Source organism: Woronichinia naegeliana WA131, assembly GCA_025370055.1.
In the GTDB taxonomy this organism is placed as follows: Bacteria; Cyanobacteriota; Cyanobacteriia; order Cyanobacteriales; family Microcystaceae; genus Woronichinia; species Woronichinia naegeliana.
The window spans coordinates 4,250,581-4,276,619 of sequence record CP073041.1 but is presented as its reverse complement, the minus strand read 5'-3'; the positions used below and the strand labels follow the sequence as shown (position 1 = coordinate 4,276,619).

Genomic DNA, 26,039 nt, shown 5'->3' with positions numbered 1-26,039 from the left:
CTTAAATACGGTTAAATGTTTTGAGAATAGAAGCATCTCTCAGACGGCCTAGCTGGATAATTTGACCTTGTGCATTAGGTGGAATATCCCTTTTGATGACATACTTAGTCTCTGAACCAATTATCTCTTGTCCGTTAGGGATGTCAATCCTAATATAAAATTTAAGTTGACTATCTGGTGAAACTTCTTGATTGATTACATCTATAACTTTTTTATTGGCTTCCTCTGCTTTAATACATAAAAATTCTGGAGCGGCTTCAATTAGTTCAATCATTTTTTCTTTATTTATTATTTTTCCTAAAGTTAAGCCGTAAACTACTGATGCAGGAACAGCTAAACATATTGCAGTAGGAATTGGTTGGCTAGAAAGCGCAGGAGAAGTTATACTTTGTGTAGGAGTCTTACTCAAAAAAGTTTGAGTAATATAAGTTCCAATTAAAATAACAGCAGCAACTACAATAAATTCCATTTTGTCCTTATTATTATCTAGTGATTTACGAAGTGGTCTGGACAAGTTTTTAACAGTTTCCCCCCCTGTCTTGAAGAACCAGTTTTCTTTCACAGGTTTTTGTTTATTGATGGAAACCGTATATATAATATCATCAGATAAATCTAGATCATCGTCTAAGGGAGCATTTTTTTTAATGTCATATTCTTGACAAAGTTTTTCCGCTTGAAGGCTATCCAAAATCAAGTAAATCACAGTCCTTAAAGTCCCTGTTTTATGACCTTCGATATGGGGATAAACTTTTTTAAAAATTTGATCAAAATTTGTTTCAAAGGATTCAATTCCCACTTGGATTAACCTCCTCTTGAAAGTTCCCCAGTCGAGAAAATCTTTCTTTTAATTTTTCGGCTCTTTGTTGCATAGGTTTCCACACATTTTGCTTTTGCTCGTAATCCAAGGTAATTTCTTGTCTAGCTTTCTCCAATCTATCTCGATAGAGATTAAGAACATCACTTTGGGTTTCATCTACATTTTTTTTTAAATCATTAATTTGTGCTAGTAACCATTCTATCACTTGTTTTAACATATCAGGTTCAACTTTTTTTAATTGTTTTTTCCAATCGGATAAAATTTGCCCTGTGCTTGGAATTTCTGCATTCTCACTAGAGCGTTCTTCCTTTTTAGGAACGATCCATAACCAATGCTTCCAAGTTCTTCGTTCTTCAGTGTAGTCTTCTTCTTTAATTTTAAAATCTGAATCAAACTTAACAAAATCAAATTTTAGATCATTTTTAACTTTGTTTAGCTCTGACTCTGGAAATCTAATCACAATATTTTCCGCGATAGAATTAGAACCTTTCTCTAAATAAGCAAGATGACATATAAATAATTCATTAACGGCCTCATACATTCGATGAATCTCTTGAGTAGAAATTTTGTCCAGTACTTGCGCAATAATCAAACTAAGATGAATAGATAATTCGTTTAATTCTTTGTTTTTTTGATTAAGATTATCCTTCTCTTCTTGTGTTTTTGCAACCACATTTTGACCATCTCGTGCAGTTGAATAACTATAGCCTAACTTAATCAATCTTCCTAGATTACTCTCTAGCAATTTTACATTGGCAATACTAGCTTTTTTAAAATTAGGATGATCTAGAGTAACTATACCTTTTTCTAAAGATTCTGCTACTGCTTCCAAAATCTGATCAACGCCTCTCCCCAAAGCATTTCTCCAATCGTAGAGAGGAATTAATTTTTCTTCAATATCGTTATAAGGTTCGGTAAATTGAAGTTCTGTAATGGCTTCTGTTAACACAGAGAGTGGATCAGCTTTTGTTTGCTGACTAAGATACTCTTCACACTTTTGATTGATTTTTTCAAAAGGTTTTCTTAAATTAGCATCACTAACTTTTAGAAAATGATCAAGAGATGATTTTATTTGTGAAAGTCTCTCAATTTCTCGCTGATAATCTTCTTCTGAACTATTGAGAATAACTGTAGTAGTTTGTACTGCCCATTGTGCAATACTATTTCCTGCGGCAACATTAAATCTCTCTATAGCTTGGGGAATAACTAGCTTAGGAAAATGTTCTGCTATATGTATTTTTAAGTGTTCTTCAAAAACCTGTGCATAAGATTGTTGTCGCAGTTCTTGGGCTATTAAACTCCGTTGTTTAATAGACAAATCTTTTGGATCAGGAGGTAGAGATTTAACTATATTTTTGATTAATGGCTTAAAGTAATCATCCACTATTTCATAAGGTTTCAGCAGTACATCGATTCTACTTCTGTCATGAGATGACCACTTATCTTCAATACTGGGTAATTCTCCCAATATATCTTGTATTAATTCTTTGTTTTTCTCAATTTGTACAGCCAACAAAGCTGGCAATGTACTCAGTTTAACAATTGCCAAATTTTCAGTATCTTTTACATATTCTCCTAGTTCTTCCATTAATTTGGCTTTAATACTTTTTGTCATTTTATCAAAAAAACGATCTTCATTCCTCGGCCATTTTACGTCTTTTCTAAACTCATCAACTCGATTTAGAATAAAAAGCATTCGAGCGGGAGACGCTTTTAATTCTTTTACTTGTTCAACTACTTCTGACAATAACTTTTCTTGCGTAACTTGATTATTTTCTGCACTATTATAAGTCACTAAGCATAAAGCTTCACGGCACTGTTTTATAACCGAAAGACTTCCTTCATCTCCAACATGGGATAACCCAGGCAAATCTAACAACTTAGCTGCGACACCTTTTGGTAATTCTAAAATTTTTTCATCTTTAACCAATCTAAAAGGATAATAAATGATAGATTGTGGACAAGCTAAATTAGTTTGCTCTTCCCTAGCATTAAGATAACTAATCATTACTTCATCCAAACGATCATAAATTTCCTCGTCACTAATACCTTTCCATTTTCCACATTCCCACAAAGCTCCTTGTGTTTCTTGAATAATCAAAGCCCTCTCTTCGCTATATTCAATCGTGACCGTCCCTGCACTCATTTCACTCACGGCTGTTGGCACAATGTCAGCACCACACAGAAAATTTACTAAGGTACTCTTACCACTACTCGTTGTACCTGTAGTCGCTAAAATCAGGGTTGGATGGCGCAACTCATCAATCAACTTCTCTGATGCTTTCTCTAGATTGCTAGAAAGCTCGTCAATCTCAGCATGATACGACTCAGGTAAATGCTGAATAATTTCTGTTTTGAAGTTATCCCAATAAACAGCAAGCAGATTAGCTTTATTCTCCACTGCTTGGAAAACTTCATAGGATTTCTGAGTCATAATGTTTTATCCTTGACAAAATTATACTCTTATTGTTAATATACCACAATATATTAAATTAGGATAAAGTACACCAAATTTATTATCAGCTTTTCTTGACATTATAGTCTTTGTTGTTTTTATTAATGTGTCAAAAAACATAAAACAAAATCTGTCACCATTTAGATGGACAGGGAGATGGTCTTATATTCTTGTACAACCTTAAAAGAAATCATCCTTCTTCCCAACTGACAACCTTCTAGTCTCACTCCTCAAAATGAGTTGCTAACATCGCCGCCGGTTAAAGTCTATCTGGATCAAGTCCGAGTTCCCGTAACTTAGCCGCCAACTTGTCAGCTCTTTGTTCCGCTTGTACCCTGGCTTGTTCCATCTCCCCAGTACTCAGTAATTTCTCACCCGTTTTAGGATTATAAAAACGCATTTCACCATCTGCCTCTAATCGTAACTCCAAACCTAAGGTTTCAGAATGAATTGATAGGTGATCGCCATGAAGTTGGCCCAAAATCGGTAAATAATTCCCTTCCATCAAACGAAAACCTTGCAAACAGGGTCTTAGATAGTCCGCAGTCGGATCATACTGAAAATATTCTTTAACTCCCAAATAAGAATATAAGCCTTTCTTGATGCCACGATCTTGACTAGCCGTACTTTTGGAAGTGATTTCTAAAATAAAATCAGGCATCTTGTCTCGTTCTTCCCAGGTTTTATAGGAAAATCGCTTCTTTTTATCCACTCCCAAAACGACAAATACATCAGGAGCCACCACAGCCTTGGGATTACCCTGCTCATAATAAATAAATAAATTTCCCGAAACATAAACCTTGGGATCTTTCTGAAAATAACGATCTAGAGCTTCAACGCCATAAATTAAATAATCCCTGGTTGCATCGCTTTCAGCCATCGGTAAACCGTCACTCTCAGGATAAACAACATCAAAAAGAGAATATGTCGGGGAAGTTGTCATCGTTACGACTCCATAAAACCCAATCCACTGTTAGTCTAACAGATTCATTTTTGTACTCTATGATTGGAACATCAGGAAAAAATAGCTTTTCGCCTTCCCAAAGCAAATCCCCCACCGATGAAGGCAGGGGAAAGCTTTAATCACCTGAAACCAGTCGTCGTTTAACCGAACTTACCAGCCGTAGAAGCAATTAGGAACGCAGCATAGGTGAGGATATAGCCAACAGTGAAGTGTGCTAAACCAACTAAGCGAGCTTGAACAATGGAGAGAGCAACGGGCTTGTCTTTCCAACGAACCAGGTTCGCTAGAGGAGTGCGCTCGTGAGCCCAAACGATTGTTTCGATTAACTCTTGCCAATAACCGCGCCAAGAGATTAGGAACATAAATCCAGTCGCCCAGACCAAGTGTCCGAAGAGGAACATCCAAGCCCAAACCGAGAGGTTGTTCACACCGTAGGGATTGTAACCGTTGATCAACTGAGCCGAATTAGCCCAGAGATAATCGCGGAACCAACCCATCAGGTAGGTAGAATTTTCGTTGAACTGAGCAACGTTGCCAGACCAAACACCGAGGTGTTTCCAGTGCCAGTAGAAGGTTAACCAGCCCAAGGTATTGAGCATCCAGAACATAGCAAGGTAGAAGGAATCCCAAGCAGAGATATCGCAAGTACCGCCACGACCGGGGCCATCACAAGGGAAGGCATAACCGAAGTCTTTTTTGTCGGGCATTAACTTGGAACCGCGAGCATCCAAAGCACCTTTAACCAGAATTAGGGTAGTTGTGTGTAACCCTAACGCGATCGCATGGTGGACGAGGAAGTCACCGGGGCCAATGGGCAGGAACAAAGAGTTTTTGCCACTGTTAATTGCATCTAACCAACCGGTTAACCAGACATTGCCATAGTTAGGGTAAGCGGTATAAGCAACACTGTCAGGATTAGAAAGCAGTACGTCAAAACCGTAGAGGAGTTTACCGTGAGCCGCTTGAATCCATTGAGCAAATACGGGTTCAATCAGGATTTGCTTTTCAGGGGTTCCAAAGGCAACCACAACATCGTTATGAACGTAGAGACCTAAGGTATGGAAACCGAGGAAAAGCGTTACCCAGCTTAAGTGGGAGATTAGAGCTTCCTTGTGATCCAACATCCGTGCCAACACATTATTTTTGTTAGCAACGGGATCGTAGTCACGAACAAAGAAGATCGCACCATGAGCAAATGCACCAACCATCAGGAAGCCAGCAATATACTGGTGATGGGTGTAAAGAGCCGCTTGGGTGGTGTAGTCCTTAGCAATGAAAGCATAGGAAGGCAAAGAGTACATATGCTGAGCCACCAAGGAAGTAATAACCCCTAAACTCGCTAGGGCTAAACCTAACTGGAAGTGGAGGGAATTATTGATGGTGTCATACAGATTTTTGTGACCTTCACCCGTTAAAGGGCCTTTGTGAGCATTAAGAATTTCTTTAATGCTGTGACCGATTCCCCAGTTGGTGCGGTACATATGACCAGCCACAATGAAGATAACAGCGATCGCCAGATGGTGATGAGCAATATCCGTCAACCACAGAGCCTCAGTTTGGGGATGGAAACCACCGAGGAAGGTGAGAATCGCAGAACCCGCGCCTTGAGAAGTTCCAAATACATGGTTAGCGGTATCAGGATTTGCTGCATAGACTCCCCAATTACCCGTAAAGAAGGGCAGTAAACCTGCGGGGTGAGGAGGCGTGGAGAGGAAGTTATCCCAACCGACGTGCTGACCACGAGATTCTGGAATAGCCACATGGATTAAGTGACCTGCCCAAGCCAAAGAGCTAACCCCAAACAAACCAGCTAAGTGGTGGTTCAAACGGGATTCCGCATTTTTGAACCAAGCCAAGCTAGGACGGAACTTGGGTTGGAGGTGCAGCCAGCCCGCAAACAGGAATAGAGAAGCCAGAATGAGGAGGAAAACTGCGCCTTGGTAAAGCTCCTGATTGGTGGTCATACCAATGGTATAAAACCAGTGATAAACCCCAGAGTAGGAAATATTCACGGGATTAGAAGCACCCGCTTGGGTAAAGGCATTTAAAGCCCCTTCGCCAAAGTGAGGATCCCAAATCGCATGGGCGATCGGGCGAATATTTAAAGGATCTTTGATCCATTGCTCGAAATTACCTTGCCACGCGACGTGGAAAAGGGTGCCAGAAGTCCACAGGAAGATGATGGCAATATGACCAAAATGAGAAGCAAAAATCTTTTGGTAAAGATTCTCCTCAGTCATCCCATCATGGGTTTCAAAATCGTGGGCTGTAGCAATCCCATACCAAATCCGACGAGTCGTCGGGTCTTGGGCGAGATCCTGGCTAAATTTGGGAAATTTAGTTGCCATAGCTTTTTCGGAAATTCTCCTCGTTAAGCAAGCAAAATGAGGCAAATGCAGAATTCGCTGCTCATTTCCGGTTTTTAAAATGAACTACAACACAAAAGGTTGTAGCAGATGAAGACATAAATACGGATCAAAACGGTTCGATAAACTCACTGTAAACAGTTTGACAAGCTGGCTGTAAACAGTTTGATAGGCTAACTGAAAACCGTTTTTGTTAATTCTTAGGAGGGGTTTCAGGGCAAAGGCCACAGGACAAAAGCTGCCCCTAAGCCTCCTACCCTGACTCCTAAATCCTAAAAGCTTTGAGTCTAGCCAATGGAAAGACTACGAGCGAGGAAGAATGCCCAAGTGGTAACAATGCCACCTAACAAGTAATGAGTTACACCCACGGCACGACCCTGAATAATACTCAGAGCACGGGGTTGAATCGCAGGAGCCACATTTAATTTATTGTGGGCCCAAACGATCGACTCAATCAACTCTTGCCAATAGCCCCGTCCACTAAAGAGGAACATCAGACTAAAAGCAAAGACGAAGTGACCTGCAAGGAACATGATTCCGTAGGCTGACAGTGCCGAACCGTAGGAATTAATTACGTTAGCAGCTTGTGCCCAAAGGAAGTCGCGTAACCAACCATTGATAGTGATCGCGCTTTGAGCAAAGTTACCAAGCGTAACATGGGTTACGGTTCCATCCGGTGCTACAGTCCCCCAAACATCTGATTGCATCTTCCAACTAAAGTGGAAAATCACAATGGAGAGGGAGTTATACATCCAGAACAGTCCGAGGAAGACGTGATCCCAACCAGAAACCTGGCAAGTACCACCCCGACCAGGGCCATCGCAAGGAAAACGGAAGCCTAAGTTCGCTTTATCGGGAATTAACCGAGAGCTACGGGCATAAAGAACCCCTTTGAGGAGAATCAACACTGTCACATGGATGGTGAAAGCGTGGATATGGTGAATTAGGAAATCAGCCGTACCAAGGGGAATAGCCGAAATCGCAACTTTACCCGCCACCGCTACCGTTGCACCATCAAACACATTACTCGCCGTCGCAAGAGCATGGGGAGCCGTGCTGCCAGGGGCTAGGGAATGAATATGTTGAATCCACTGAGCAAAAATGGGTTGCAGTTGGATCGCCGAATCCGAGAACATATCCTGGGGACGACCTAACGCACGCATCGTGTCGTTGTGGATATAAAGCCCAAAGCTATGGAAACCGAGGAAAATACAAACCCAATTGAGATGGGAGATGATGGCATCGCGGTGACGTAACATCCGATCCAAAAGGTTATTCACATTTTTGGCTGGATCGTAGTCACGAACCATGAAAATAGCGCCATGAGCACCAGCACCGACAATCAGGAAGCCGCCAATCCACATATGATGGGTAAAGAGGGATAACTGGGTCGCATAGTCGATCGCCTGATAGGGATAGGGCGGCATCGCGTACATATGCTGTGCAACGATGATCGTCAAAGATCCTAACAGTGCTAGGTTGATCGCTAACTGTGCGTGCCAAGAGGTGGTCAGGATTTCGTAGAGACCCTTATGACCTTCGCCCGTGAAGGGGCCTTTATGTGCCTCTAGGATTTCCTTCATGCTGTGACCAATGCCCCAGTTCGTGCGATACATATGACCGGCAACGATAAATAGAACAGCGATCGCAACATGGTGGTGAGCAACGTCAGTTAACCAGAGACCGCCAGTAACCGGATTTAAACCGCCTTTAAAAGTTAGGAAGTCAGAATAGGCTCCCCAATTGAGGGTAAAGAATGGTGTTAAACCTTGAGCGAAACTGGGGAAGAACTCAGCCATTTTGCCCGCATCCAGAACGTATTCCTGGGGTAAGGGAATATCCTGAGGTGCAACACCAGAATCTAGTAGTTTATTAACTGGCAGAGAAACATGGATTAAATGACCGGCCCAAGCCAAAGAGCCTAAGCCCAATAGACCCGCCAGGTGGTGGTTCATCATTGACTCAGCATTCTGGAACCATTCCAGTTTGGGAGCTTTGACATGGTAGTGGAACCAACCAGCGAACAGCATGAGGGCAGCCATCACTAAACCGCCAATTGCGGTGCAGTAAAGCTGATAGCTGTCGGTGAAGCCAGCGGCCCGCCACATATAAAACAATCCAGAAGTGATCTGAATGCCGTGGAAGCCACCACCGACATCGCCATTCAAAATGCCTTGGCCAACAATCGGCCAAACCACTTGAGCACTGGGCTTGATGTGAGTCGGATCGGCTAACCAGCCTTCATAATTCGAGAATTTCGCGCCGTGGTAATACATACCACTCAACCAGACAAAAACAACAGCGAGGTGACCAAAATGGGCACTGAAGATCTTGCGCGAAACATCTTCTAGGTCGCTGGTCTGGCTATCAAAATCATGAGCGTTGGCGTGGAGATTCCAAATCCAGGTAGTGGTTTTTGGACCTCTAGCGAGGGTACGGTCGAAGTGGCCAGGCTTGCCCCATTTCTCAAAGGAAGTCGGGACAGGATTGGTATCAACCGTGACTTTGGCTTTCGCCTCTCTTTCGGGAGGACTAATTGTCATGAGGGTACTCCTCTCTCGACAATGAACTTTAAGGGTTTCCTATTTTGAACAGTGTAATAGAGGAAGTGCAAAAGGGGAATCATTTTGCGTTCCTAACCTAAATAGATTCGCTGAATCTGCCTAGTTTTTTGACGTTACCAAGCAGAAGCATCAATAAATGATGATAGGTCTTCCCCTCCCATTCTGTTTGATCGCTTAACAATAATTAAAATTCAGCCAACTGGCTGCCAAATCAGCATTGTAACCATAGAAAAACTTGATAAAAGTCAAGACAAAAAACGATTTCTTTACAAAAAGCAATATTCTTACTCAGAATTCCTGTGCCCTAGATCTTGACAGTAAGGGCTATGGTTTTTTTTCAATGCAAATTATCTACCAAAGATATTTTAAGAAATATTAAGATTTGTTGTTTTTGGCAATAATTGTGATAAACGGGACAGACTGTGATCCAAAGATAGACAAAGGTGAATTTTGGCGGGAGAGTGTCCTCGGATTGAGCTATATTGCCCTATAGATCCTCTAGCTCCTCAAGAGGAGGTTATCCTGATGTCTAAATTTCGGGCGCGATCGCCGTTGTCCTATTTCATACGTTTGGGTTTAGGGTTGCTTCTGGTCAGTGGGCTACTGAGCGGCTGTAATCATGCACTTACACCTGCGCCACCTAAGCTTGGTCTCTTTCCATCCCCCGTTGTTGCCGGAAAACTGGCTGAAGTTGCAACACCTCTTCTGATTGAGCAACTTCGACCATCCTTAGAGCAATACAAACCCCAGGTAAGGATTCTGAGTCCTCAACCAGAGGAAATTCTTAAGGAAACAAAAGTAGCAGTCAAATTAGAGGTTCAAGATCTTCCCCTCTTTCAGAATCCTGACCTTGAAATGGGCCCCCACGTTCATCTTATTTTAGATAACCAACCCTATCAGGCTATATATGACATAGAACAGCCGATTATCCTTTCAGATCTCACCCCAGGAACTCACACATTGCGGGCTTTTCCAGTGCGTCCTTGGCATGAGAGTTTTAAGAATGATGGAGCTTATGCTCAAACCACTTTTCATGTTTTAACTCCCACGGAAGATAATCGTCCCAATCCTGCGCTACCGTTACTAACCTATAGCCGTCCGAAGGGTAGCTATGGAGCAGAACCCATATTACTCGACTTCTATCTCAGCAATGCACCTCTACATCTTGTTGCTCAGGAAGATCCAACCGATGCGATCGCAGATTGGCGGATTCGAGTAACCATTAACAATGAAAGTTTTCTGTTAGACCACTGGCAACCTGTCTATCTTAAAGGCTTTGAACCTGGACAAAATTGGATCAAACTCGAATTTATTGATGAAGCGGGAAACTTAGTCGCCAATAGTTTCAACAACACCGTGCGAGTCATGGACTATCATCCCCAAGGAACAGATACCCTATCTCGTTTAGTGAGAGGAGATCTTCCCCTCGCCATTGCCAAGGGTATGGTGGATAACACCCCATCTGCTTCAGTCCTATTGCCCGATGATCAGTTGCCACCCCCAGAAGAAATCAGCTCTCCTAATTTGCCTCTTATCGACTCACCAGCGGTTTTTGACTCGATTGTCCCAACACCAGTTACGGATAACTCATTAGAACCCATCGTTCCGGCGATTGAGCCAGAAAAAGCCGCAATCCCCCCATCGGTCGAGAATCCTGTCCAGACCCAAGAACAAGAGACCACAACATTGCCGCTCCTGGAGCCAAATTTGCCGCCTTTAGAGGAGAAGAAAATACCATCGAGTGGAGCACCAGGGGAAGAGAACGCTGAAATGACTGACGTAAAAGTTCCAGAAAACAATATTCCTCAATCTCCTAGCCCTAATCCGTTACCAGAAACAACTGAGACAACAACTGGCACAACAATAGAGGCGATCGCGAATGACCCAAACTAGAGAATTACGGTAGAATGGCTTTGTCGTCCCCAAACGGCTCTCAAGTTAACGAATTCTAAAGTTATGGATAAAAATCTTTACCATAATTGAGGAACCATAATATACTTTGGATCGTCCGACTAATTTTTTCGTGATTCACAAGCGAGGTTATCGTGTTAAATAAGTCTGCTAAAACTATTACGGGTGTTCTTGTAGCTCTAGCTGCTTATGGCATTTCTGCCATTCCTGCCCAGGCTAAACCAGTATCGGCCAAACAAAATGTCTTGATCAGTCAACTAGCCGGTCATAACACCTATATGAAACAAGACCAGCTCCTCTGGAAAAACTACGCAGTCGGTCGGGTACGGGGTAAAGTTGGCAACATTCTCCAGATCGAATTTTTAAAATATGGAGCTTTTCCGGGTTACATTGACTTAGGCAACGGCAACAAAATGACCCATCTCCACATTGAAGGGGCGGCAGAGCCAGGTGATGATATCATTGTTCGTCCTCGATTCTCCAACGGCAAGTATGTTGGTTGGGACTTCATTGATGCTAAATATATCCAGACTTTCGTTTCCCAAGCTCATCCCTACTGGGTTACTCGTTTGAAAATCAAAGAAATTTCCGTTGTTGAAAAGAGTGCTATCAACTTTGAGTCATCTGCACCTGTTTCTCTTCCCCCTGTTCAGCCCTCTGCTGCACCTGTTTATCAACCGGCTCCGACCCCCGCTCCTATTCGTGGCATGTGGTAAGCCCCAAAAGCTTCTTTCTGCTAGATTTACTTAAAATCTGACTACAAAAATAAAGGCGTTGCTTATTTTGAATTTATAGGCAACGCTTTTGTGTTAATTGTATTTGATGGTCTCGTTAATAAATTTCTAAAGGGGGCGATAAACTCGGTAGTCAATGCGAGGAAAGATATTATCCATTGCTTCTACTTTTTCGAGCCAACCAGAATCGACTTTCCCTGATTTGACATCCTCATAAAGTTTGTTAAACCGCAAAAGATGGGAGCGGGTACGGCGAACGGCATAGGGTACCATCGTTCCTGTTCTCATAATGAAGGCCCAGTCTGAGGATTGGGCTAATAGCAATTCTCTGGCGGCTTGATTAAGGGCACGCTCTTCCAGTTCATCGATCGCTTCTCGACAACTGATTTCAATCATGCGCTCCGCCGCTTTGTGTAAATGAGGATAGATCCAGGCATTTGTTTCATTAAGCCAGTATTCATGAAAGCCTTTGTAACCCCAACTAGACTGGGAAGGACGACAAACCTGTTGAAAGGGGTTAGCTTTTAAATAATCGGCCAAGTGAGTCATGGCAAAGGTACTTTGATCGTACCAAGACTTGCGGAAAAGATAGTCAATGAACCAGGGCCCTTCATACCACCAATGGCCAAATAGTTCGGCATCGTAGGGAGAAACAACTAGGGGAGGCCGTTGCATCATTCCAGCTAGATTTTCGACCTGCCGTTCTCGGTTATACATAAAGTTACCAGCATGTTCTGCGGCTTTCTCTTTAGCCCAGTAGGGATCATAGAGAGCTTTATCGGATAGTCCGGCTTGACGACTAGTAATTTTATGATACTTAATACCAATATTTTTGCGCTGTCCATTGGGCATGACATAGGGTTTAATATATTCATACTCAGCTTCCCAGCCTAAATCTTTATAAAATTCTCGATATTCAGGATCGCCCGGATAGCCAACCTGGGATGACCAAACCTGTTGAGAGGATTCATGATCTCGTCCAAAGGCGGCAACCCCTGTTTCAGTAAAGATAGGAGCATAGGTTCCAAAACGGGGACGGGGACGGGCATAAAGAACGCCATGACCATCTACGAGAAAATATCGTAAATCTGCATCGGCCAGCATCCGTTCTACGCCTTCAAAATAAGCGCATTCTGGTAGCCAGATCCCCTTCGGCGATCGCCCAAAATGTTCTTCATAATGATCACAGGCAACTTTTATTTGAGACCAGACCGCCTGGGGATACATTTTCATCAAGGGAAAGTAACCGTGAGTCGCACCACAGGTAATAATTTCCAGATTATTGGAATCTAAAAACTGCTTAAAGGCAGTCACCAGATCGCCATCGTAGCGTTCCCAAATTTCTCGAATATTGGCAAATTCCTGGGCATAATATTCCGCTAAGTAGCGAAGATGCCCGTTATGTTCGTTACGGAGAATTTCCTGATCAACTAATTCTTGCAGTTTAGTGAGGTGTTCTTCGTAGCGTTTTTGCAAGAGGGAATCCCGAAGCATAGAAACCAGGGGCGGTGTCATACTCATGGTGATCTTAAAATCAACACCGTCTCGTTTCAGCCCTTCAAAAACACGAATGAGGGGAATGTAAGTTTCCGTAATTGCCTCATAGAGCCACTCTTCTTCTAATACATAGTCACTTTCAGGGTGTCGGACAAAAGGTAAGTGAGCGTGGAGAACAAGGGCAACGTAGCCAAGAGCCATAGGGATTCCGCACCTTTTTGGGGTTGTCTTAACATTCACTGTTAAGTTTAGCTGATTTTACCAGTATTCATGGCAAGATCTTACGAGAGCCCGGCTAAAACGAATCGCTTTAAGTTGGAAGAGGAGAATCAGGGCAGTCGCTTCTGAGTCGTTTGACAATAGGGGCATTGCGTTAATCCTTAAGCAGACATTAAAATCAAGCAAGCTCGTTCTGTTATATCTTTTTATCAGAGAGATTCCGCCAAGGACAGACTTTTCATCCTTTCAGGAGTAGACCTCATAGTATGCCAACAGCCTCTAGGCAAGGTAACTCAGTTCCTCTGTCACTGCAATTTTTGCTGTTTATTGATGAGCGTCCCTATTCCCAGGAATATGTTAAAGAAATCCAAAATTATCTGAAAACAATTGAAAAGCATTACGATTTTGAGCTTCAAGTGATTGAGATCGGCAAACAGCCCCAATTGGTTGAGCATTTTCGATTAGTAGCTACACCTTCCTTGGTAAAAGTTGCTCCAGAACCAAAGCAAACCTTAGCCGGCAGTAATATTGTTAATCAACTGAAAAAATGGTGGCCTCGTTGGGAAGAAGCGATCGCCGAACAGTTGTTGCAACAGGTTCACTTAGAAGAGGTTGCCCCTAGTTGTCCAAGAGAATTGTCATCGGTGGGGTACTCTGGGGAAATCATGAAAATGGCGGATGAAATTTTCCACTTGAAACAGGAGCAGGAAGCTTTATTAGAACAGCTTAAGTTTAAGGATCAAGTGCTGGCGATGTTAGCTCACGATTTACGAAGTCCTTTAACAGCCGCATCCATTGCTGTGGATACCTTAGAGATTTTGCAGAGTCAAGGAAATACCGAAAAAAATCTAAAACTGCGGGATCAACTCTTTCAACAATCCCGTAAGCAGTTTCGGGTTATGAACCGTCTGATTACTGATATTCTTCAGGCTTCTAAAAACATGAATGCTCAGTTCGTGGTCAATAGCAGTCCCATGTGTCTTCAGTCTCTCTGCTATGAAATACTAGAGCTTTATCAGGAAAAATTTCGGAAAAAGTCCTTGGCGTTAATTGATGATATTCCCCAGGATGTTCCCTTTGTCTTTGCCGATGAGGAATTAATTCGACAGGTAATTGTCAATTTGTTAGACAATGCCATCAAATATACACCGGATGGCGGAAAAATTACCCTATCAATCCTTCACCGTACAACTCAAAAGGTACAAGTTAGCATTGCTGATAATGGGCCTGGCATTCCTGAGACTAAACAAGAAAGTATCTTTGAAGGGCATTTTCGTCTCCAACGAGATCAGGAAAAGGATGGTTATGGTTTGGGACTTTCTCTGTGTCGTAAAATTATTCGGGCCCACTATGGACAAATTTGGGTCAATAGTGTGCCGGAACAGGGAAGTTGTTTTGTGTTTACCTTACCCGTTCATCGTTAAAGTAAAGTAAGAGACAGGTATGAGAGGCGATCGCCTTCCAACGTCAGCATTAACAATTAAGGTTTTAGGGATCGTGGGCAATCATCAACTTAAACAACCAAACCGCAATGGACGAGTCAGTATTATTGTCAATGCCAAAGTTAAACAGGAAGGACGTTTAATTGCTGCGTCCCCCGTCACAGAAAGAATGGTGATGGCTCTCAAACAAGCGATTGATACCAATTCTCCTCATACAGTGATTGAAACGATCGCCGTAGCCTCACTTTGGTCAGAGGGGGGACAGCGATCAATGCCGACGGTGGGCCAAATCCTCTGTCCCTTAACGATTCAATTGCCCCCTTGGTTAACCTTTCCCGCCCGTTCGGTCTATCAAACTTGTCAGGATATCTTAGGTTATCGTCGCTGGGTAACAGAAAAGTTAAATTGCACTAGTCACACCGATATTCATTGGTTAGGAGATCACTGGCTACCTATTGTCTGGACAAGTAAAGGGCCTTTGTATGGTGAGATAATTAGTGAAGGCGAAATGCCCAATGCCTATCAGCCAGCCATTGACTTGACAGATGCGCTACGACAGCAGCTTTATTCCTTTGCCTTTAATTGTTTGGAAGCCTTGGCCGCTCCGCCTTCAGTCTATCTTCTGCAATTTGGTCTCAGTGAGCAGACGGTAATCTTTGATCGTCTCTGGCCCTTTCCGGCAGCACCGGCGATCGCCTCTCTCAGTCTTCAATCCCCGGATCTATTTACCTGTCACTGGTATTGTCTTAACAATCAACCGATTCAGGATCTGAAAATTTTACCCCATTATCATGCGTTAACCTAAGTATTAGCTTTAAGTAGTGGCTTTGTTAACGGCAAAACAGACGCACCTTCATTCTCTATCTCGAACCAACCTACTTCATTTATGTTTATCACTGAACTACAACCAATTCTGAAAGAACTCGTTCATCAACCGCTTGCCTTTGCCGGTGGCTTTTTCTCTGGATTACTACGAGTCAAACTGACCGAAGATCCCCTCAAAAGTTGGTTAGAGAAACAAGGTGTCACCGATTTTTCCAGTCAGGACATAGATCGTAGCAACGATAATCGCCCCCAGACCATTTCCATTGATTGATTGGCCATTGATTCCGTCCTGTTAACTTTTAACTTCAGAGGTGAATGTCATGGTTGAGGCAAGTGGTGTAAGTATTCCTGAACATACCCTGGATCGAGATTGCACAACCCTTTCTCGCCACGTTCTGCAACAACTGCATAGTTTTAGTGCCGAAGCCCAGGATCTCAGTGCCATTATGAATCGTATTGCCCTGGCCGGTAAATTAATCTCTCGTCGTTTGAGCAAAGCTGGGTTAATGGCCGATGTTCTGGGATTTACTGGCGAAACGAATGTCCAGGGGGAATCCGTCAAAAAAATGGATGTTTATGCTAACGACGTGTTTATTTCCGTTTTTAAACAAAGCGGTCTGGTCTGTCGATTAGCCTCTGAAGAAATGGAAAAACCCTACTACATTCCTGAAAATTGCCCGATTGGTCGCTATACCCTGCTTTATGATCCTATAGATGGCTCCTCCAACGTGGATATTAATTTAAACGTCGGTTCCATTTTTGCCATTCGTCAACAACAGGGAGATGATCTAGCCGGAGATGCCCAGGATTTATTACAACAAAATGGCCGTCAACAGTTGGCAGCCGGTTATATTCTCTATGGCCCTTCTACCCTTTTGGTCTATTCCCTCGGCGCGGGTCTGCATTCATTCGTCCTAGATCCCAGTTTGGGAGAATTTATTTTAGCCCAGGAGAATATTCAAATTCCCGATCATGGCCCCATCTACAGCACCAATGAAGGCAACTTTTGGCAGTGGGACGAAGCTCTTCGGGACTATACTCGTTATGTTCATCGCCATGAAGGTTATACCTCTCGTTATAGCGGGGCCTTAGTGGGAGACATTCATCGCATTCTGATGCAGGGAGGCGTTTTTCTTTATCCTGGTACCATTAAAAATCCCGAAGGAAAATTGCGTTTACTCTACGAAACGGCTCCTTTGGCCTTTTTAGTCGAACAAGCGGGCGGTAAAGCCAGTGATGGTTCTCAAGCTATTTTAGATTTAGTTCCGAAAAAGCTTCATCAACGCACGCCATTAGTGATTGGTAGCAAAGAGGATGTCAAATTAGTAGAATCTTTTATTGCCGATCGCAAGCGCAGAGCAGTGGAGGAAGCTTAATTGATAAATTAGCCTGGGTTTAATCCAGGGGGTAAGGGTTCACCACATTGTTGATGAATTTCCCGAATTCGTTCAAAGAGCCAGGGATAGGATTGCCGATAGTCAGGGATCAAAGCTAAAGGACTGAGTAAGGCGGCGGCCGCTAAATCTGCTATACTGATTTGCTCTCCGACTAGATAGGGAGAAACTTTCCATGTCTCTAGTACCTGCATGGCCAATGTCAGGCGATCGCGGGCCAATTTGACGGAAGCTGGATTGATACCATACTGAGCACGGACAACGCTAATCACGGTCTGACTCATCAGCGAAGCATCGAGCATCTTGCCGGCTCCGGCTCGAAAATGATAATAGACAAATCGGGTTGCTGTACCAATACTTTCATCTAACCAGTCTTCTAATAATGCGGCCTGGAGTTGTTGTTGGGGATTAAGCAACTTTAAAGGGGGTAAAGGCTGATATTGTTCTAAGTAATGAAAAATCTGAGTAGAATCAGCTACCACTTGAGGTTGTCCTGCTTCTTGAGGCAGCAATACCGGAATGGTAGTTAATCCCGTAAGTGGTTTGAGTTTTAGAACATGGAGACCAGGGGTTAAGTTTTCAACTTGAAAGGAAATTCCCTTATAGTTAAGAGCTAATCGGGCTTTACGACAGTAGTGAGAAGTACTAAATTGAAGGAGCAACATTTTACAGTACTAGTCAAGGTTCTAGAATCAGAGTCAGCGTTATTCGTCAAATTGTCTTTTCTATTCTCCCATTCATCGGAAAAATGGGTAGAAACCCAGCCCTTTAGCCAGGGCGAACGCATCTTATTTTTGAAAGGTAGGCTGGATAAGGGTTTCCGAGATCATGATTGATTTTTTATGAAACGCTGAAAGTCTTATCAGATAAGGAGTCTAGAATTTAGATGCGTTTGCTCTGCGATCGCGGTTTTGAGTCTTGTTATAGAAAATTAATCGCTTTTCCTGTTGATGCTGCTCTTGAGCAAGTTGCCTAACTGGACAGTGCGAAGTTTATGGATGCCAGATAAGGTCAGAACAGGGCAAACGCATCTTATCCGAGTAAAACCTTAAGGAGATAGTCCTCGTCCCAACCAGCGCGTAGCCGTTTATTCTTGATACCAAGTTTCAGAGTATTTTCCTTTGTGAGCAAGTTAAGAGCGATATGGCGTAAGACGGCTAAATTCTCAGGAGCAAAATCCTTACGAATGCGACAAGCATCCTCGTTGAAGGCCAAGTCTAGAACCCAATGTAAAGAGTTTTCTATCAACCAATGACTACGAACAGATTGGGATAATTTTTGAGCATTACTCGGCAGGCTACTGATATAGTAGCGGGTCTCATACTCTGTTTTGTCTTTCAATCGTCTCTCCGCTTTAATCATACAGATGCTCGTCAACTTTGCCCATTTCTCCCCACCCAGCAAAAATTCTGTTTGTTCCATCGTCCAGCAACGGCGAATTTCAATCCGTCCATGTCCCTTGTCTATTGTTTGATGAAAATCATGCTTAATTCCCGCAAAATTAACCGATTGAGCATGAGCAAATAATTGTTCAACATCCTCACATAGATTACCTTGATTGCCTTTCAATGCCAAAACATAATCTCCCCCTCGCCCTACTATCTGTTGGGCAATCTTTGTCTGAGTTCCCATGGCATCAATCGTTACGATACAACCTTTGACCTCTAGCATTTTCAGGAGTTTGGGTATCGCCGTGATTTCATTCGATTTGCTTTCCACCTTGCACTGTCCTAGTACTAGACGATTTGCTGTTGCCCATGCACTTACCATCTGAATTGCGCCCTTTCCGTTGGCATTATCATAGGAGTGGCGAAGGGTTTTGCCGTCAATCGCTATCACTTCCCCTTCACTTACCTCCGCTATACTTTTGACCCAATGCAGAAAACAGTCTTGAAATTGCTCTGGATTCAGACTAGCAAATACACGCGCAAACGTATCGTGGGAGGGGATGCCATTTGGCAATTCCAAAATTTTTTTTAGCCATTGATGTTTAGCCTTGCCGAAACTTTCCATGGCTACCCAACCTTCTGCTCCACAAATGACGGCTAAGATGGCAATCGTTAGAATATCAATGAGTTTATGCCGTTTTGTTCGTTCGATGCGAGGGTCATCTATTTCGGCAAAGTGTTCTACCAGTCTATATTTGGGTCGGAGTTTCATCGCTTTTGTTTTCTATGCACTTTCCCTTATTTTCCCTTATCCATCCCTCTATAATGTTCTTGTATCTGTATCATTTTTAGATGCGTTCGCCCTGGCCCTTTAGCCAGCAATTCTAAATTTGAAAGACTAGGAAGAGTTGGCAGTGGGAAGAGGGTCAAACTGCTCAAGCATAAAATTAAGGAGGTGTTGCCAGCTATCAAAGAGAAAAAGAGTAAACCTATTTACTGCCGGAGTTTAATCTATTGGGATTTAACTATCGCATGACGGATCGGCAAGGGGCGGTGGGATTGGTACAGTTAGGCAAACTGGATAGCCTCTTGGCGGAGCGGCAATATTGGGCAAATTTCTACTTGCTGTAAAATTTTCGTTGATTACATCTGACGCGAGCTCGAAAGCCCTATCGTACCGTTTCACAGGATAATCTATCAACGAATTATTTAGGGCTTGCTGAATAAGGATAAAATCCTTGCTAGACAATACTTTCAGGCATTTTACAAACGATCAGATGCAAGGTTATGGCATTTGGAGGCTCAAAATCCATGCACTTTGCTGGAAAAATATGAGGTAAAACTGGAAACTGATCTCTGAAGTCACCATTTTTCGCGCCCTGTGGCATCTAGGTTCGTTTTGTGGACTTTTTCAGCAAGCCCTATTTACAGGTAGGGATATTTTGAGATTTTAACCGTGTTAAATTTTTACGGGGAATCGCGCTTGATTAATGAGGTCAATAAAACGGCGATCGCGGCTAATTAGGGCTTGCTGAAAAAGTCAAAAAACGAAAGAAATGTGGGTTAGGGAAGTATGGACTGAAAAAGCATAGATAACTTATCCTTATGGAAACAAATCAAAATACAGATTTTGTTTAATCTATTGTTCCTTTCTGTCTAAAAAGGTCAACACAAATCACTCCTCACAAAAGAGAGGAAAATTAACACCATTTTTCACAAGAAAAACGACTCTACAACTTTTTACTTTTTGTCTTCTGAAGTAGAGTAGAAAGATTCATTACCAAAAAGTTCATCGCAATTACCGTTTCCGAGGTCTCAGGTAGTTTGGCCATCACTCGACCAAGACTAAATTTCCTCTTTCCCTGTCCGAATTTACCCTCAATGGCATTACGCACTCTTTCATCTGAGCGTGCCTCTTTCTTTTTTTCTTTGCTCACCTCTTTCGGCGGTCTTCCCAATCGGGGACCACTCATTCTTATATCCCTTTCTTTACAATAAGCTCGATTCGCTTTTGTTCGATAGATTTTATCCACATGAACCGATTCCGGATAACATCCTGTTTCCCTTTTATATTCTTCTATTCGCGCTTGTAAATCTCCCGATTCGTTGTAATTATCCCAACTTAATTTGTCTAAGAAGACAAAGCCATTCACATTACTTGCCGATATTTTAGCTCCAAACTCTACTGCTTTTCCCGCTTTTCCACGCACTATTGGACGCACGTGAGGTTGGCTTACACTCACAATTCTGTTTTCTACTTTATTTGTCTTTTTTTCATACATTTCTAACTGTTGCTCATACACTTTTCCTATCGTTACAAGCTCTTCTTGCTCTTTTTTCGTTAGTTTTTCTAACTTTGCTCCCTCTTCTATCATTTTTTCTATATCAGACAAGTTTCTTTTTATATATCCTAGTTGTTTTTTTGTTCCTTTTCTTCTTTCTTTTTTTGACACACGACGTTTTTTTGCTATGGCTAAGTACTCTTTTCTTGCCACTTCCCTATAAGTCCTCGGCTTTTCTTTCCTTTTCTCTTTTATTTCTTCATACAGCTTATCTATTATTTTTTCTGTTTTTTCTCTGGCATCATTCAATATTCCTATATCCGTTGGATATTTTATATCTGCTGGTGTACAAGTCGCATCTAACAATAACTTTCCTTCATTTTCTTTTTTTTCTGACGCTACACCCGTCGCTTTTTTTCTATTTCTTTATTAATTTTATTTATTAATTCCATTCCTATTTTTTTACGAAAATGAACCATCATTGACGCATTAAATGCTTCTTTGCTACTATAGCTTTCCATTCCTATAAAGTACTGTAAATAAGGGTTCTCTTTTATTTGTTCTACTGTTTCTCTGTCACTTTTTCCTGAAATTTCTTTGATAATTAATGCTCCTAATGCCATTCTAAATGGGTGCGACCTTTAGTTGATGAAGGAAAAGAAAAGTGTTAACATGAGATGAAAAGTGACAAAGAGGAAACAATGATGACAGCAAAACTAATTAATGTAGAGGGTTCAAAGATAAAAATAGAACTAACATTAGAACTCAGTCGTTCAATGTTGGATACAGAAATAAATATTCAAAAAGGCTTAAACGAAGTAGGTTGCATCGCCAGCAAAGAAGCCTTGAAATATTTAGATACAGATGGTTCACCCTTAAAAATCGGTGAAGAAATCTGGAAGAGTAAGGGAGAGCAACCGAAAGAATATCAAACACCTTATGGTGAGGTTATAGTGAATCGTCATGTATATCAGCGTTCAGTAGGAGGAAAAACGTATTGCCCCTTAGAAAGAGAAGCAAGGATAATCATAACATCAACGCCATTATTGGCAAAACAGGTATCCTCAAAAATGTCAGGGATGGCAGGCAAAGAGGTGAAAAATGATTTATTAGAAAATCATGGTAGAAAAGTAGCGCTATCCTATATCCAAAGATTGAGTGAAGCAGTAGGAAGTGTGGTACAGGCAAAAGAAGAAGCGTGGAGTTATGCCCCGCCCAAGGAGGATAGCCAAATTGCAACAGTGGGAATAGGATTAGATGGAACCTGTATGCTGATGTGTGAGGATGGCTACCGTGAAGCAATGGTGGGAACCGTTTCCCTATACGATAGTGAAGGCGAACGTCAACATACAATCTATCTAGGTGCGGCACCAGAGTATGGAAAAAAGAGTTTTCTAGAAAGATTAGAAAGAGAAATTGAGCGAGCGAAAAAACGTTATCCAGAGGCAACATTTGTCGGGATAGCAGACGGGGCAGAATCAAATTGGAAGTTTTTAGAAAAGCAAACGGAAGAACAGATATTAGATTTCTATCATGCCTCTGGTTACTTAGGAGCGTTGGCAGAAGCGTTGCATCCTAATACAGTGTCAAAACAAAAAGAATGGTTGACTGAAAATTGTCGAGAACTCAAGCATGAAAAAGGAAAAGCAGGAGAACTGCTAAATCTGATGAAAGAAGTCAAAGAAGAAAAAAGTCATTCTTAAGAATCTTACCGAGAAACTACAAGCGGCGATTACTTATTACGAGAATCATCAGCATCAAATGGATTATGCTGAATACATAGGGCTTGCTGAAAAAAGCTGAAACCTTTACGGAGAAAAATAGTAGGCGAATTAAGAACCGCTAGAATGCACGAAAATAGGGTAGAATGCCTCAAAACCATTGCATTAAGAAGAGAGAAAGCAGATGTACCGAAAGCAACAGTACTCAATTGAAACACCAGAAAACTTGAAAAATCTGTTCGGCGGGCAGTTAGACGAAGAAAATCGTTGGATAGAAATGTCAAAAATGATTCCCTGGGAAGAATATGAGGAAGAATATGCAAAAAACTTCACAGAAAAAAAAGGAGCCCCAGCCAAATCATTTAGAATGGCATTAGGAGCATTAATTATCAAAGAAATTTCAGGAAAAAGTGACAGAGAAACAGTAGAACAAATAAAAGAGAACCCTTATTTACAGTACTTTATAGGAATGGAAAGCTATAGTAGCAAAGAAGCATTTAATGCGTCAATGATGGTTCATTTTCGTAAAAAAATAGGAATGGAATTAATAAATAAAATTAATAAAGAAATAGAAAAAAAGCGACGGGTGTAGCGTCAGAAAAAAAAGAAAATGAAGGAAAGTTATTGTTAGATGCGACTTGTACACCAGCAGATATAAAATATCCAACGGATATAGGAATATTGAATGATGCCAGAGAAAAAACAGAAAAAATAATAGATAAGCTGTATGAAGAAATAAAAGAGAAAAGGAAAGAAAAGCCGAGGACTTATAGGGAAGTGGCAAGAAAAGAGTACTTAGCCATAGCAAAAAAACGTCGTGTGTCAAAAAAAGAAAGAAGAAAAGGAACAAAAAAACAACTAGGATATATAAAACCCATATTCCGTACCAATTAGAAGAAAATAAATAATTTAAAATTTACACGCTATATGCAGGCATCATTAGCCATCACAAAACTAGATATAGACGGAGAAGGAAAGACTATAGTAGTGCGTTTATCAGTGCTTTTGTTCTGCATAAAGAGGCGTACTTTTGTTGATCAGCAGATTGTGATTCCTGAAACCGTTGTGGGGAAGCACTTCTGCTAATCTAGACTTGTTCGTATTAATTAAAATTCTTGTTGCCAAGTACGGAATGTGGGATAAAAAGAAACTTGTCTCATATAGAAAAAATGATAGAAGAGGGAGCAAAGTTAGAAAAACTAACGAAAAAAGAGCAAGAAGAGCTTGTAACGATAGGAAAAGTGTATGAGCAACAGTTAGAAATGTATGAAAAAAAGACAAATAAAGTAGAAAACAGAATTGTGAGTGTAAGCCAACCTCACGTGCGTCCAATAGTGCGTGGAAAAGCGGGAAAAGCAGTAGAGTTTGGAGCTAAAATATCGGCAAGTAATGTGAATGGCTTTGTCTTCTTAGACAAATTAAGTTGGGATAATTACAACGAATCGGGAGATTTACAAGCGCGAATAGAAGAATATAAAAGGGAAACAGGATGTTATCCGGAATCGGTTCATGTGGATAAAATCTATCGAACAAAAGCGAATCGAGCTTATTGTAAAGAAAGGGATATAAGAATGAGTGGTCCCCGATTGGGAAGACCGCCGAAAGAGGTGAGCAAAGAAAAAAAGAAAGAGGCACGCTCAGATGAAAGAGTGCGTAATGCCATTGAGGGTAAATTCGGACAGGGAAAGAGGAAATTTAGTCTTGGTCGAGTGATGGCCAAACTACCTGAGACCTCGGAAACGGTAATTGCGATGAACTTTTTGGTAATGAATCTTTCTACTCTACTTCAGAAGACAAAAAGTAAAAAGTTGTAGAGTCGTTTTTCTTGTGAACTGGACAGTGGGAAGTTTATGGATGCCAGATAAGGTAATGACTATGCGACGAAAGTAAGCATATCAGGGCTTGAGGAAGAGGCAAGTTTAGCGGTAAGGAATTTAGGCAAAAGCAGACTGGGTGGACTTTGAGGAAAAATCATTTGGGCTTGATGTTGAAGGGCTAGTTGAGCAATCTGACTTTTCCCGTTAAGTGCGGATTGCAAGCTGCCAGCCTTGGCAAAGGTCATGCAACTTCAACCAACCGCGCCAAAGGACTTGGATACCGAGAGGAGTTTTACGACGATGTTCAAGATAACCACCAAGAAAAGCAACAGACTCGACAGCCCAAGCAACAGTCAAAATAGGGGGAAGTTTTTGAGAGGCGGCTGCTTTTAACACCTGAAGTTGAAGAGGATTAAGAATTTCAATCGCGAGAGCATCGGGCTGGGTACGATGAAGATAAGTAACGTGTAAAAGTTCAACAGCAATGACACTTAAAAAACCCAAAAGAGTTTTCATTCCATCAGAGGCAAGTCGATAACGCTCACTCTGACAACCAGACTTAAGGACTTTATGAAATTCTTCAACCCGCCATCGGTAGGTGTACCAACGAAGAATAGTGACAGCCATCTCAATAGTCTCAACAACTTCTGTAGTCAGAAGCATCCAAGATAAAGGAGTTTCGCCTTCGGGACAATCGATTTCTGTCGCATAAACAGCATAGACATTCAACGGGTCACGATTATCAAAACGATAGGGAGTTCGTAGATTAACTGAGCAAAATCGGACGGCAAGCTTAACCTTCCGTGCTTTTCTTTTTCCTGTACTCGGAATCTCGATTTCTTGATGAAAACGAATCGGTTCTGATTCCAAATGTTGCCAAAGTCGTTCACTATTTTTGTCTAAACTACGATTATGAGACGCTCTGACCAGCACTCCTGTATGCTTGAGTTGACGCACTGAGTCAAAGACTTCTGAAACATCTCCTTCTCTGTCAAATACATGAATTACCCTCGTTGAACTTTCTACCTGTTTCTCACAGGTGTTTAGAGCCTCTACCCATTTGTAGGATTCTTTTTCCTCAAATGGTCTTTGACGAGCTGCTTTTCTTTGTTCTTTCTGTCTTTCTTTTTTCTGCTTCGCCGTTTCATCTGTTGGGGGCTTTTCTTTTACCTCCCTATTCCACAGTTTTTGCCATAATAAACCTAATACTTGTCCTTTTTCTGGCTCAATTGCTAAAGCACTATGCAGTATTAATCCATTCCCTCCTTTTCCAGTCGGCCCATACCCTTCCCTTTTTTCCTTGATATTGCGATAATCTAAGAAGGTCGTATCTCCGACTGATAGCATTATCTTATATTCTTCTACGGCGGCAGTTGTCATTTCACAGTGCGGCTCTATTATCTTGACAAAGTCTGTTTTCGGATTCCCAAAAATTCATAGGCCCTCTTTAACTCGTTTCCTCCCTTAAACACTTCTGATAAGGCTTTTCCAAACCCCTCACTTAACTTTTTCCCAATCGAGAAGGCACGATTGTTTAGCCTCTCGTCTCCCAATTCACAACTGGCAAAGTTTTTTGTCCACCATTCCAACATTTTTTGACCTGCCCTTTAAGATTTTCTCCATTTTACAGTCTCATACTCCCT

The 26,039-nt window shown here is 41.8% G+C and carries 19 protein-coding genes and 3 pseudogenes; 10 read left to right on the top strand and 12 right to left on the bottom strand.

Annotation, left to right across the window (positions count from 1 at the left end; genetic code table 11):
- Position 1: 1 nt before the first annotated feature.
- From KA717_21560 to psaA, 5 genes are all read right to left on the bottom strand, one after another.
- A complete protein-coding gene (locus tag KA717_21560) occupies positions 2-796 on the bottom strand; it encodes a hypothetical protein (protein ID UXE58621.1) in 795 nt (264 codons plus the stop codon).
- A complete protein-coding gene (locus KA717_21555) occupies positions 786-3,251 on the bottom strand; it encodes a dynamin family protein (GenBank protein UXE58620.1) in 2,466 nt (821 codons plus the stop codon). Before KA717_21555 ends, KA717_21560 begins: the two co-directional genes overlap by 11 nt.
- Positions 3,252-3,531: 280 nt before the next feature.
- The gene (locus KA717_21550; GenBank protein ID UXE58619.1) at positions 3,532-4,215 is read right to left on the bottom strand and encodes a Uma2 family endonuclease; all 684 of its coding nucleotides are present in this window, start codon (positions 4,213-4,215) and stop codon (positions 3,532-3,534) included.
- Between the two features lie 161 nt (positions 4,216-4,376).
- Positions 4,377-6,584, bottom strand: a complete 2,208-nt coding sequence (gene psaB, locus KA717_21545; protein ID UXE58618.1) for a photosystem I core protein PsaB — start codon at positions 6,582-6,584, stop codon at positions 4,377-4,379.
- Between the two features lie 305 nt (positions 6,585-6,889).
- Positions 6,890-9,145: a photosystem I core protein PsaA gene (gene psaA / locus KA717_21540; protein ID UXE58617.1), complete on the bottom strand. Its 2,256-nt coding sequence runs from the start codon at positions 9,143-9,145 to the stop codon at positions 6,890-6,892.
- A 546-nt stretch (positions 9,146-9,691) separates the two neighbouring features.
- Here psaA and KA717_21535 point away from each other — a divergent pair.
- Together KA717_21535 and KA717_21530 are read left to right on the top strand one after the other, a co-directional pair.
- A complete protein-coding gene (locus KA717_21535) occupies positions 9,692-11,059 on the top strand; it encodes a hypothetical protein (GenBank protein UXE58616.1) in 1,368 nt (455 codons plus the stop codon).
- 152 nt (positions 11,060-11,211) lie between these two features.
- A complete protein-coding gene (locus KA717_21530; protein UXE58615.1) occupies positions 11,212-11,793 on the top strand; it encodes a hypothetical protein in 582 nt (193 codons plus the stop codon).
- A gap of 126 nt (positions 11,794-11,919) precedes the next feature.
- Here the strand turns inward: KA717_21530 and KA717_21525 are convergent, their stop codons facing one another.
- Positions 11,920-13,509, bottom strand: a complete 1,590-nt coding sequence (locus KA717_21525; GenBank protein UXE58614.1) for a glycoside hydrolase family 57 protein — start codon at positions 13,507-13,509, stop codon at positions 11,920-11,922.
- 284 nt (positions 13,510-13,793) lie between these two features.
- Between KA717_21525 and KA717_21520 the strand changes: the two genes are divergently transcribed.
- The 4 genes from KA717_21520 to fbp all read left to right on the top strand — a co-directional run bounded on the left by KA717_21520 (position 13,794) and on the right by fbp (position 17,170).
- Complete coding sequence (locus tag KA717_21520) at positions 13,794-14,951, top strand: histidine kinase (GenBank protein UXE58613.1); 1,158 nt, start codon at positions 13,794-13,796, stop codon at positions 14,949-14,951.
- A gap of 19 nt (positions 14,952-14,970) precedes the next feature.
- Positions 14,971-15,774: a hypothetical protein gene (locus KA717_21515; protein UXE58612.1), complete on the top strand. Its 804-nt coding sequence runs from the start codon at positions 14,971-14,973 to the stop codon at positions 15,772-15,774.
- A gap of 81 nt (positions 15,775-15,855) precedes the next feature.
- Complete coding sequence (locus KA717_21510) at positions 15,856-16,065, top strand: hypothetical protein (GenBank protein UXE58611.1); 210 nt, start codon at positions 15,856-15,858, stop codon at positions 16,063-16,065.
- Between the two features lie 49 nt (positions 16,066-16,114).
- Positions 16,115-17,170 (top strand): class 1 fructose-bisphosphatase, encoded by a 1,056-nt coding sequence (fbp, locus tag KA717_21505; GenBank protein UXE64746.1) that lies wholly within the window; start codon positions 16,115-16,117, stop codon positions 17,168-17,170.
- A gap of 8 nt (positions 17,171-17,178) precedes the next feature.
- Here fbp and KA717_21500 read toward each other — a convergent pair whose 3' ends face one another.
- Positions 17,179-17,853, bottom strand: coding sequence for a glutathione S-transferase (locus KA717_21500; protein ID UXE58610.1), 675 nt, complete (start codon positions 17,851-17,853; stop codon positions 17,179-17,181).
- 367 nt (positions 17,854-18,220) lie between these two features.
- The gene (locus tag KA717_21495; GenBank protein ID UXE58609.1) at positions 18,221-19,348 is read right to left on the bottom strand and encodes an ISAs1 family transposase; all 1,128 of its coding nucleotides are present in this window, start codon (positions 19,346-19,348) and stop codon (positions 18,221-18,223) included.
- Positions 19,349-19,590: 242 nt separating this feature from the next.
- On the opposite strand from KA717_21495, the gene KA717_21490 reads away from it, so the two are divergent.
- On the top strand, positions 19,591-19,707 hold the full coding sequence (locus KA717_21490) for a DegT/DnrJ/EryC1/StrS family aminotransferase (GenBank protein UXE58608.1): 117 nt from the start codon (positions 19,591-19,593) through the stop codon (positions 19,705-19,707).
- A gap of 620 nt (positions 19,708-20,327) precedes the next feature.
- Here the strand turns inward: KA717_21490 and KA717_21485 are convergent.
- Positions 20,328-21,487 (bottom strand): annotated as a pseudogene (locus KA717_21485) (IS5 family transposase).
- 48 nt (positions 21,488-21,535) lie between these two features.
- On the opposite strand from KA717_21485, the gene KA717_21480 reads away from it, so the two are divergent.
- From KA717_21480 to KA717_21470, 3 genes and pseudogenes are all read left to right on the top strand, one after another.
- Positions 21,536-22,561 carry an ISKra4 family transposase gene (locus KA717_21480; protein ID UXE58607.1) on the top strand — a complete coding sequence of 342 codons (1,026 nt, stop codon included), beginning with the start codon at positions 21,536-21,538 and terminating at the stop codon, positions 22,559-22,561.
- 202 nt (positions 22,562-22,763) lie between these two features.
- Positions 22,764-23,452, top strand: a pseudogene (locus KA717_21475) (transposase).
- A 266-nt stretch (positions 23,453-23,718) separates the two neighbouring features.
- Positions 23,719-24,393 (top strand): annotated as a pseudogene (locus KA717_21470) (transposase).
- A 59-nt stretch (positions 24,394-24,452) separates the two neighbouring features.
- Here the strand turns inward: KA717_21470 and KA717_21465 are convergent.
- The 3 genes from KA717_21465 to KA717_21455 are packed head-to-tail and all read right to left on the bottom strand — an operon-like array spanning position 24,453 to position 25,988.
- Positions 24,453-24,641: a hypothetical protein gene (locus KA717_21465; protein UXE58606.1), complete on the bottom strand. Its 189-nt coding sequence runs from the start codon at positions 24,639-24,641 to the stop codon at positions 24,453-24,455.
- The gene (locus KA717_21460) at positions 24,601-25,776 is read right to left on the bottom strand and encodes an IS4 family transposase (GenBank protein UXE58605.1); all 1,176 of its coding nucleotides are present in this window, start codon (positions 25,774-25,776) and stop codon (positions 24,601-24,603) included. The genes KA717_21465 and KA717_21460 overlap by 41 nt, the downstream gene beginning before the upstream one ends.
- 17 nt (positions 25,777-25,793) lie before the next feature.
- On the bottom strand, positions 25,794-25,988 hold the full coding sequence (locus KA717_21455) for a transposase (protein UXE58604.1): 195 nt from the start codon (positions 25,986-25,988) through the stop codon (positions 25,794-25,796).
- Positions 25,989-26,039: the final 51 nt, after the last annotated feature.

Coding starts and splice junctions, on each gene's coding strand:
- KA717_21555 (UXE58620.1), bottom strand. CDS start 3,251: ATGACTCAGAAATCCTATGAAGTTTTCCAAGCAGTGGAGAATAAAGCT.
- KA717_21550 (UXE58619.1), bottom strand. CDS start 4,215: ATGACAACTTCCCCGACATATTCTCTTTTTGATGTTGTTTATCCTGAG.
- psaB (UXE58618.1), bottom strand. CDS start 6,584: ATGGCAACTAAATTTCCCAAATTTAGCCAGGATCTCGCCCAAGACCCG.
- psaA (UXE58617.1), bottom strand. CDS start 9,145: ATGACAATTAGTCCTCCCGAAAGAGAGGCGAAAGCCAAAGTCACGGTT.
- KA717_21535 (UXE58616.1), top strand. CDS start 9,692: ATGTCTAAATTTCGGGCGCGATCGCCGTTGTCCTATTTCATACGTTTG.
- KA717_21525 (UXE58614.1), bottom strand. CDS start 13,509: ATGGCTCTTGGCTACGTTGCCCTTGTTCTCCACGCTCACTTACCTTTT.
- KA717_21520 (UXE58613.1), top strand. CDS start 13,794: ATGCCAACAGCCTCTAGGCAAGGTAACTCAGTTCCTCTGTCACTGCAA.
- KA717_21515 (UXE58612.1), top strand. CDS start 14,971: ATGAGAGGCGATCGCCTTCCAACGTCAGCATTAACAATTAAGGTTTTA.
- KA717_21510 (UXE58611.1), top strand. CDS start 15,856: ATGTTTATCACTGAACTACAACCAATTCTGAAAGAACTCGTTCATCAA.
- fbp (UXE64746.1), top strand. CDS start 16,115: ATGGTTGAGGCAAGTGGTGTAAGTATTCCTGAACATACCCTGGATCGA.
- KA717_21500 (UXE58610.1), bottom strand. CDS start 17,853: ATGTTGCTCCTTCAATTTAGTACTTCTCACTACTGTCGTAAAGCCCGA.
- KA717_21495 (UXE58609.1), bottom strand. CDS start 19,348: ATGAAACTCCGACCCAAATATAGACTGGTAGAACACTTTGCCGAAATA.
- KA717_21480 (UXE58607.1), top strand. CDS start 21,536: ATGAAAAGTGACAAAGAGGAAACAATGATGACAGCAAAACTAATTAAT.
- KA717_21465 (UXE58606.1), bottom strand. CDS start 24,641: ATGACCTTTGCCAAGGCTGGCAGCTTGCAATCCGCACTTAACGGGAAA.
- KA717_21460 (UXE58605.1), bottom strand. CDS start 25,776: ATGACAACTGCCGCCGTAGAAGAATATAAGATAATGCTATCAGTCGGA.
- KA717_21455 (UXE58604.1), bottom strand. CDS start 25,988: ATGTTGGAATGGTGGACAAAAAACTTTGCCAGTTGTGAATTGGGAGAC.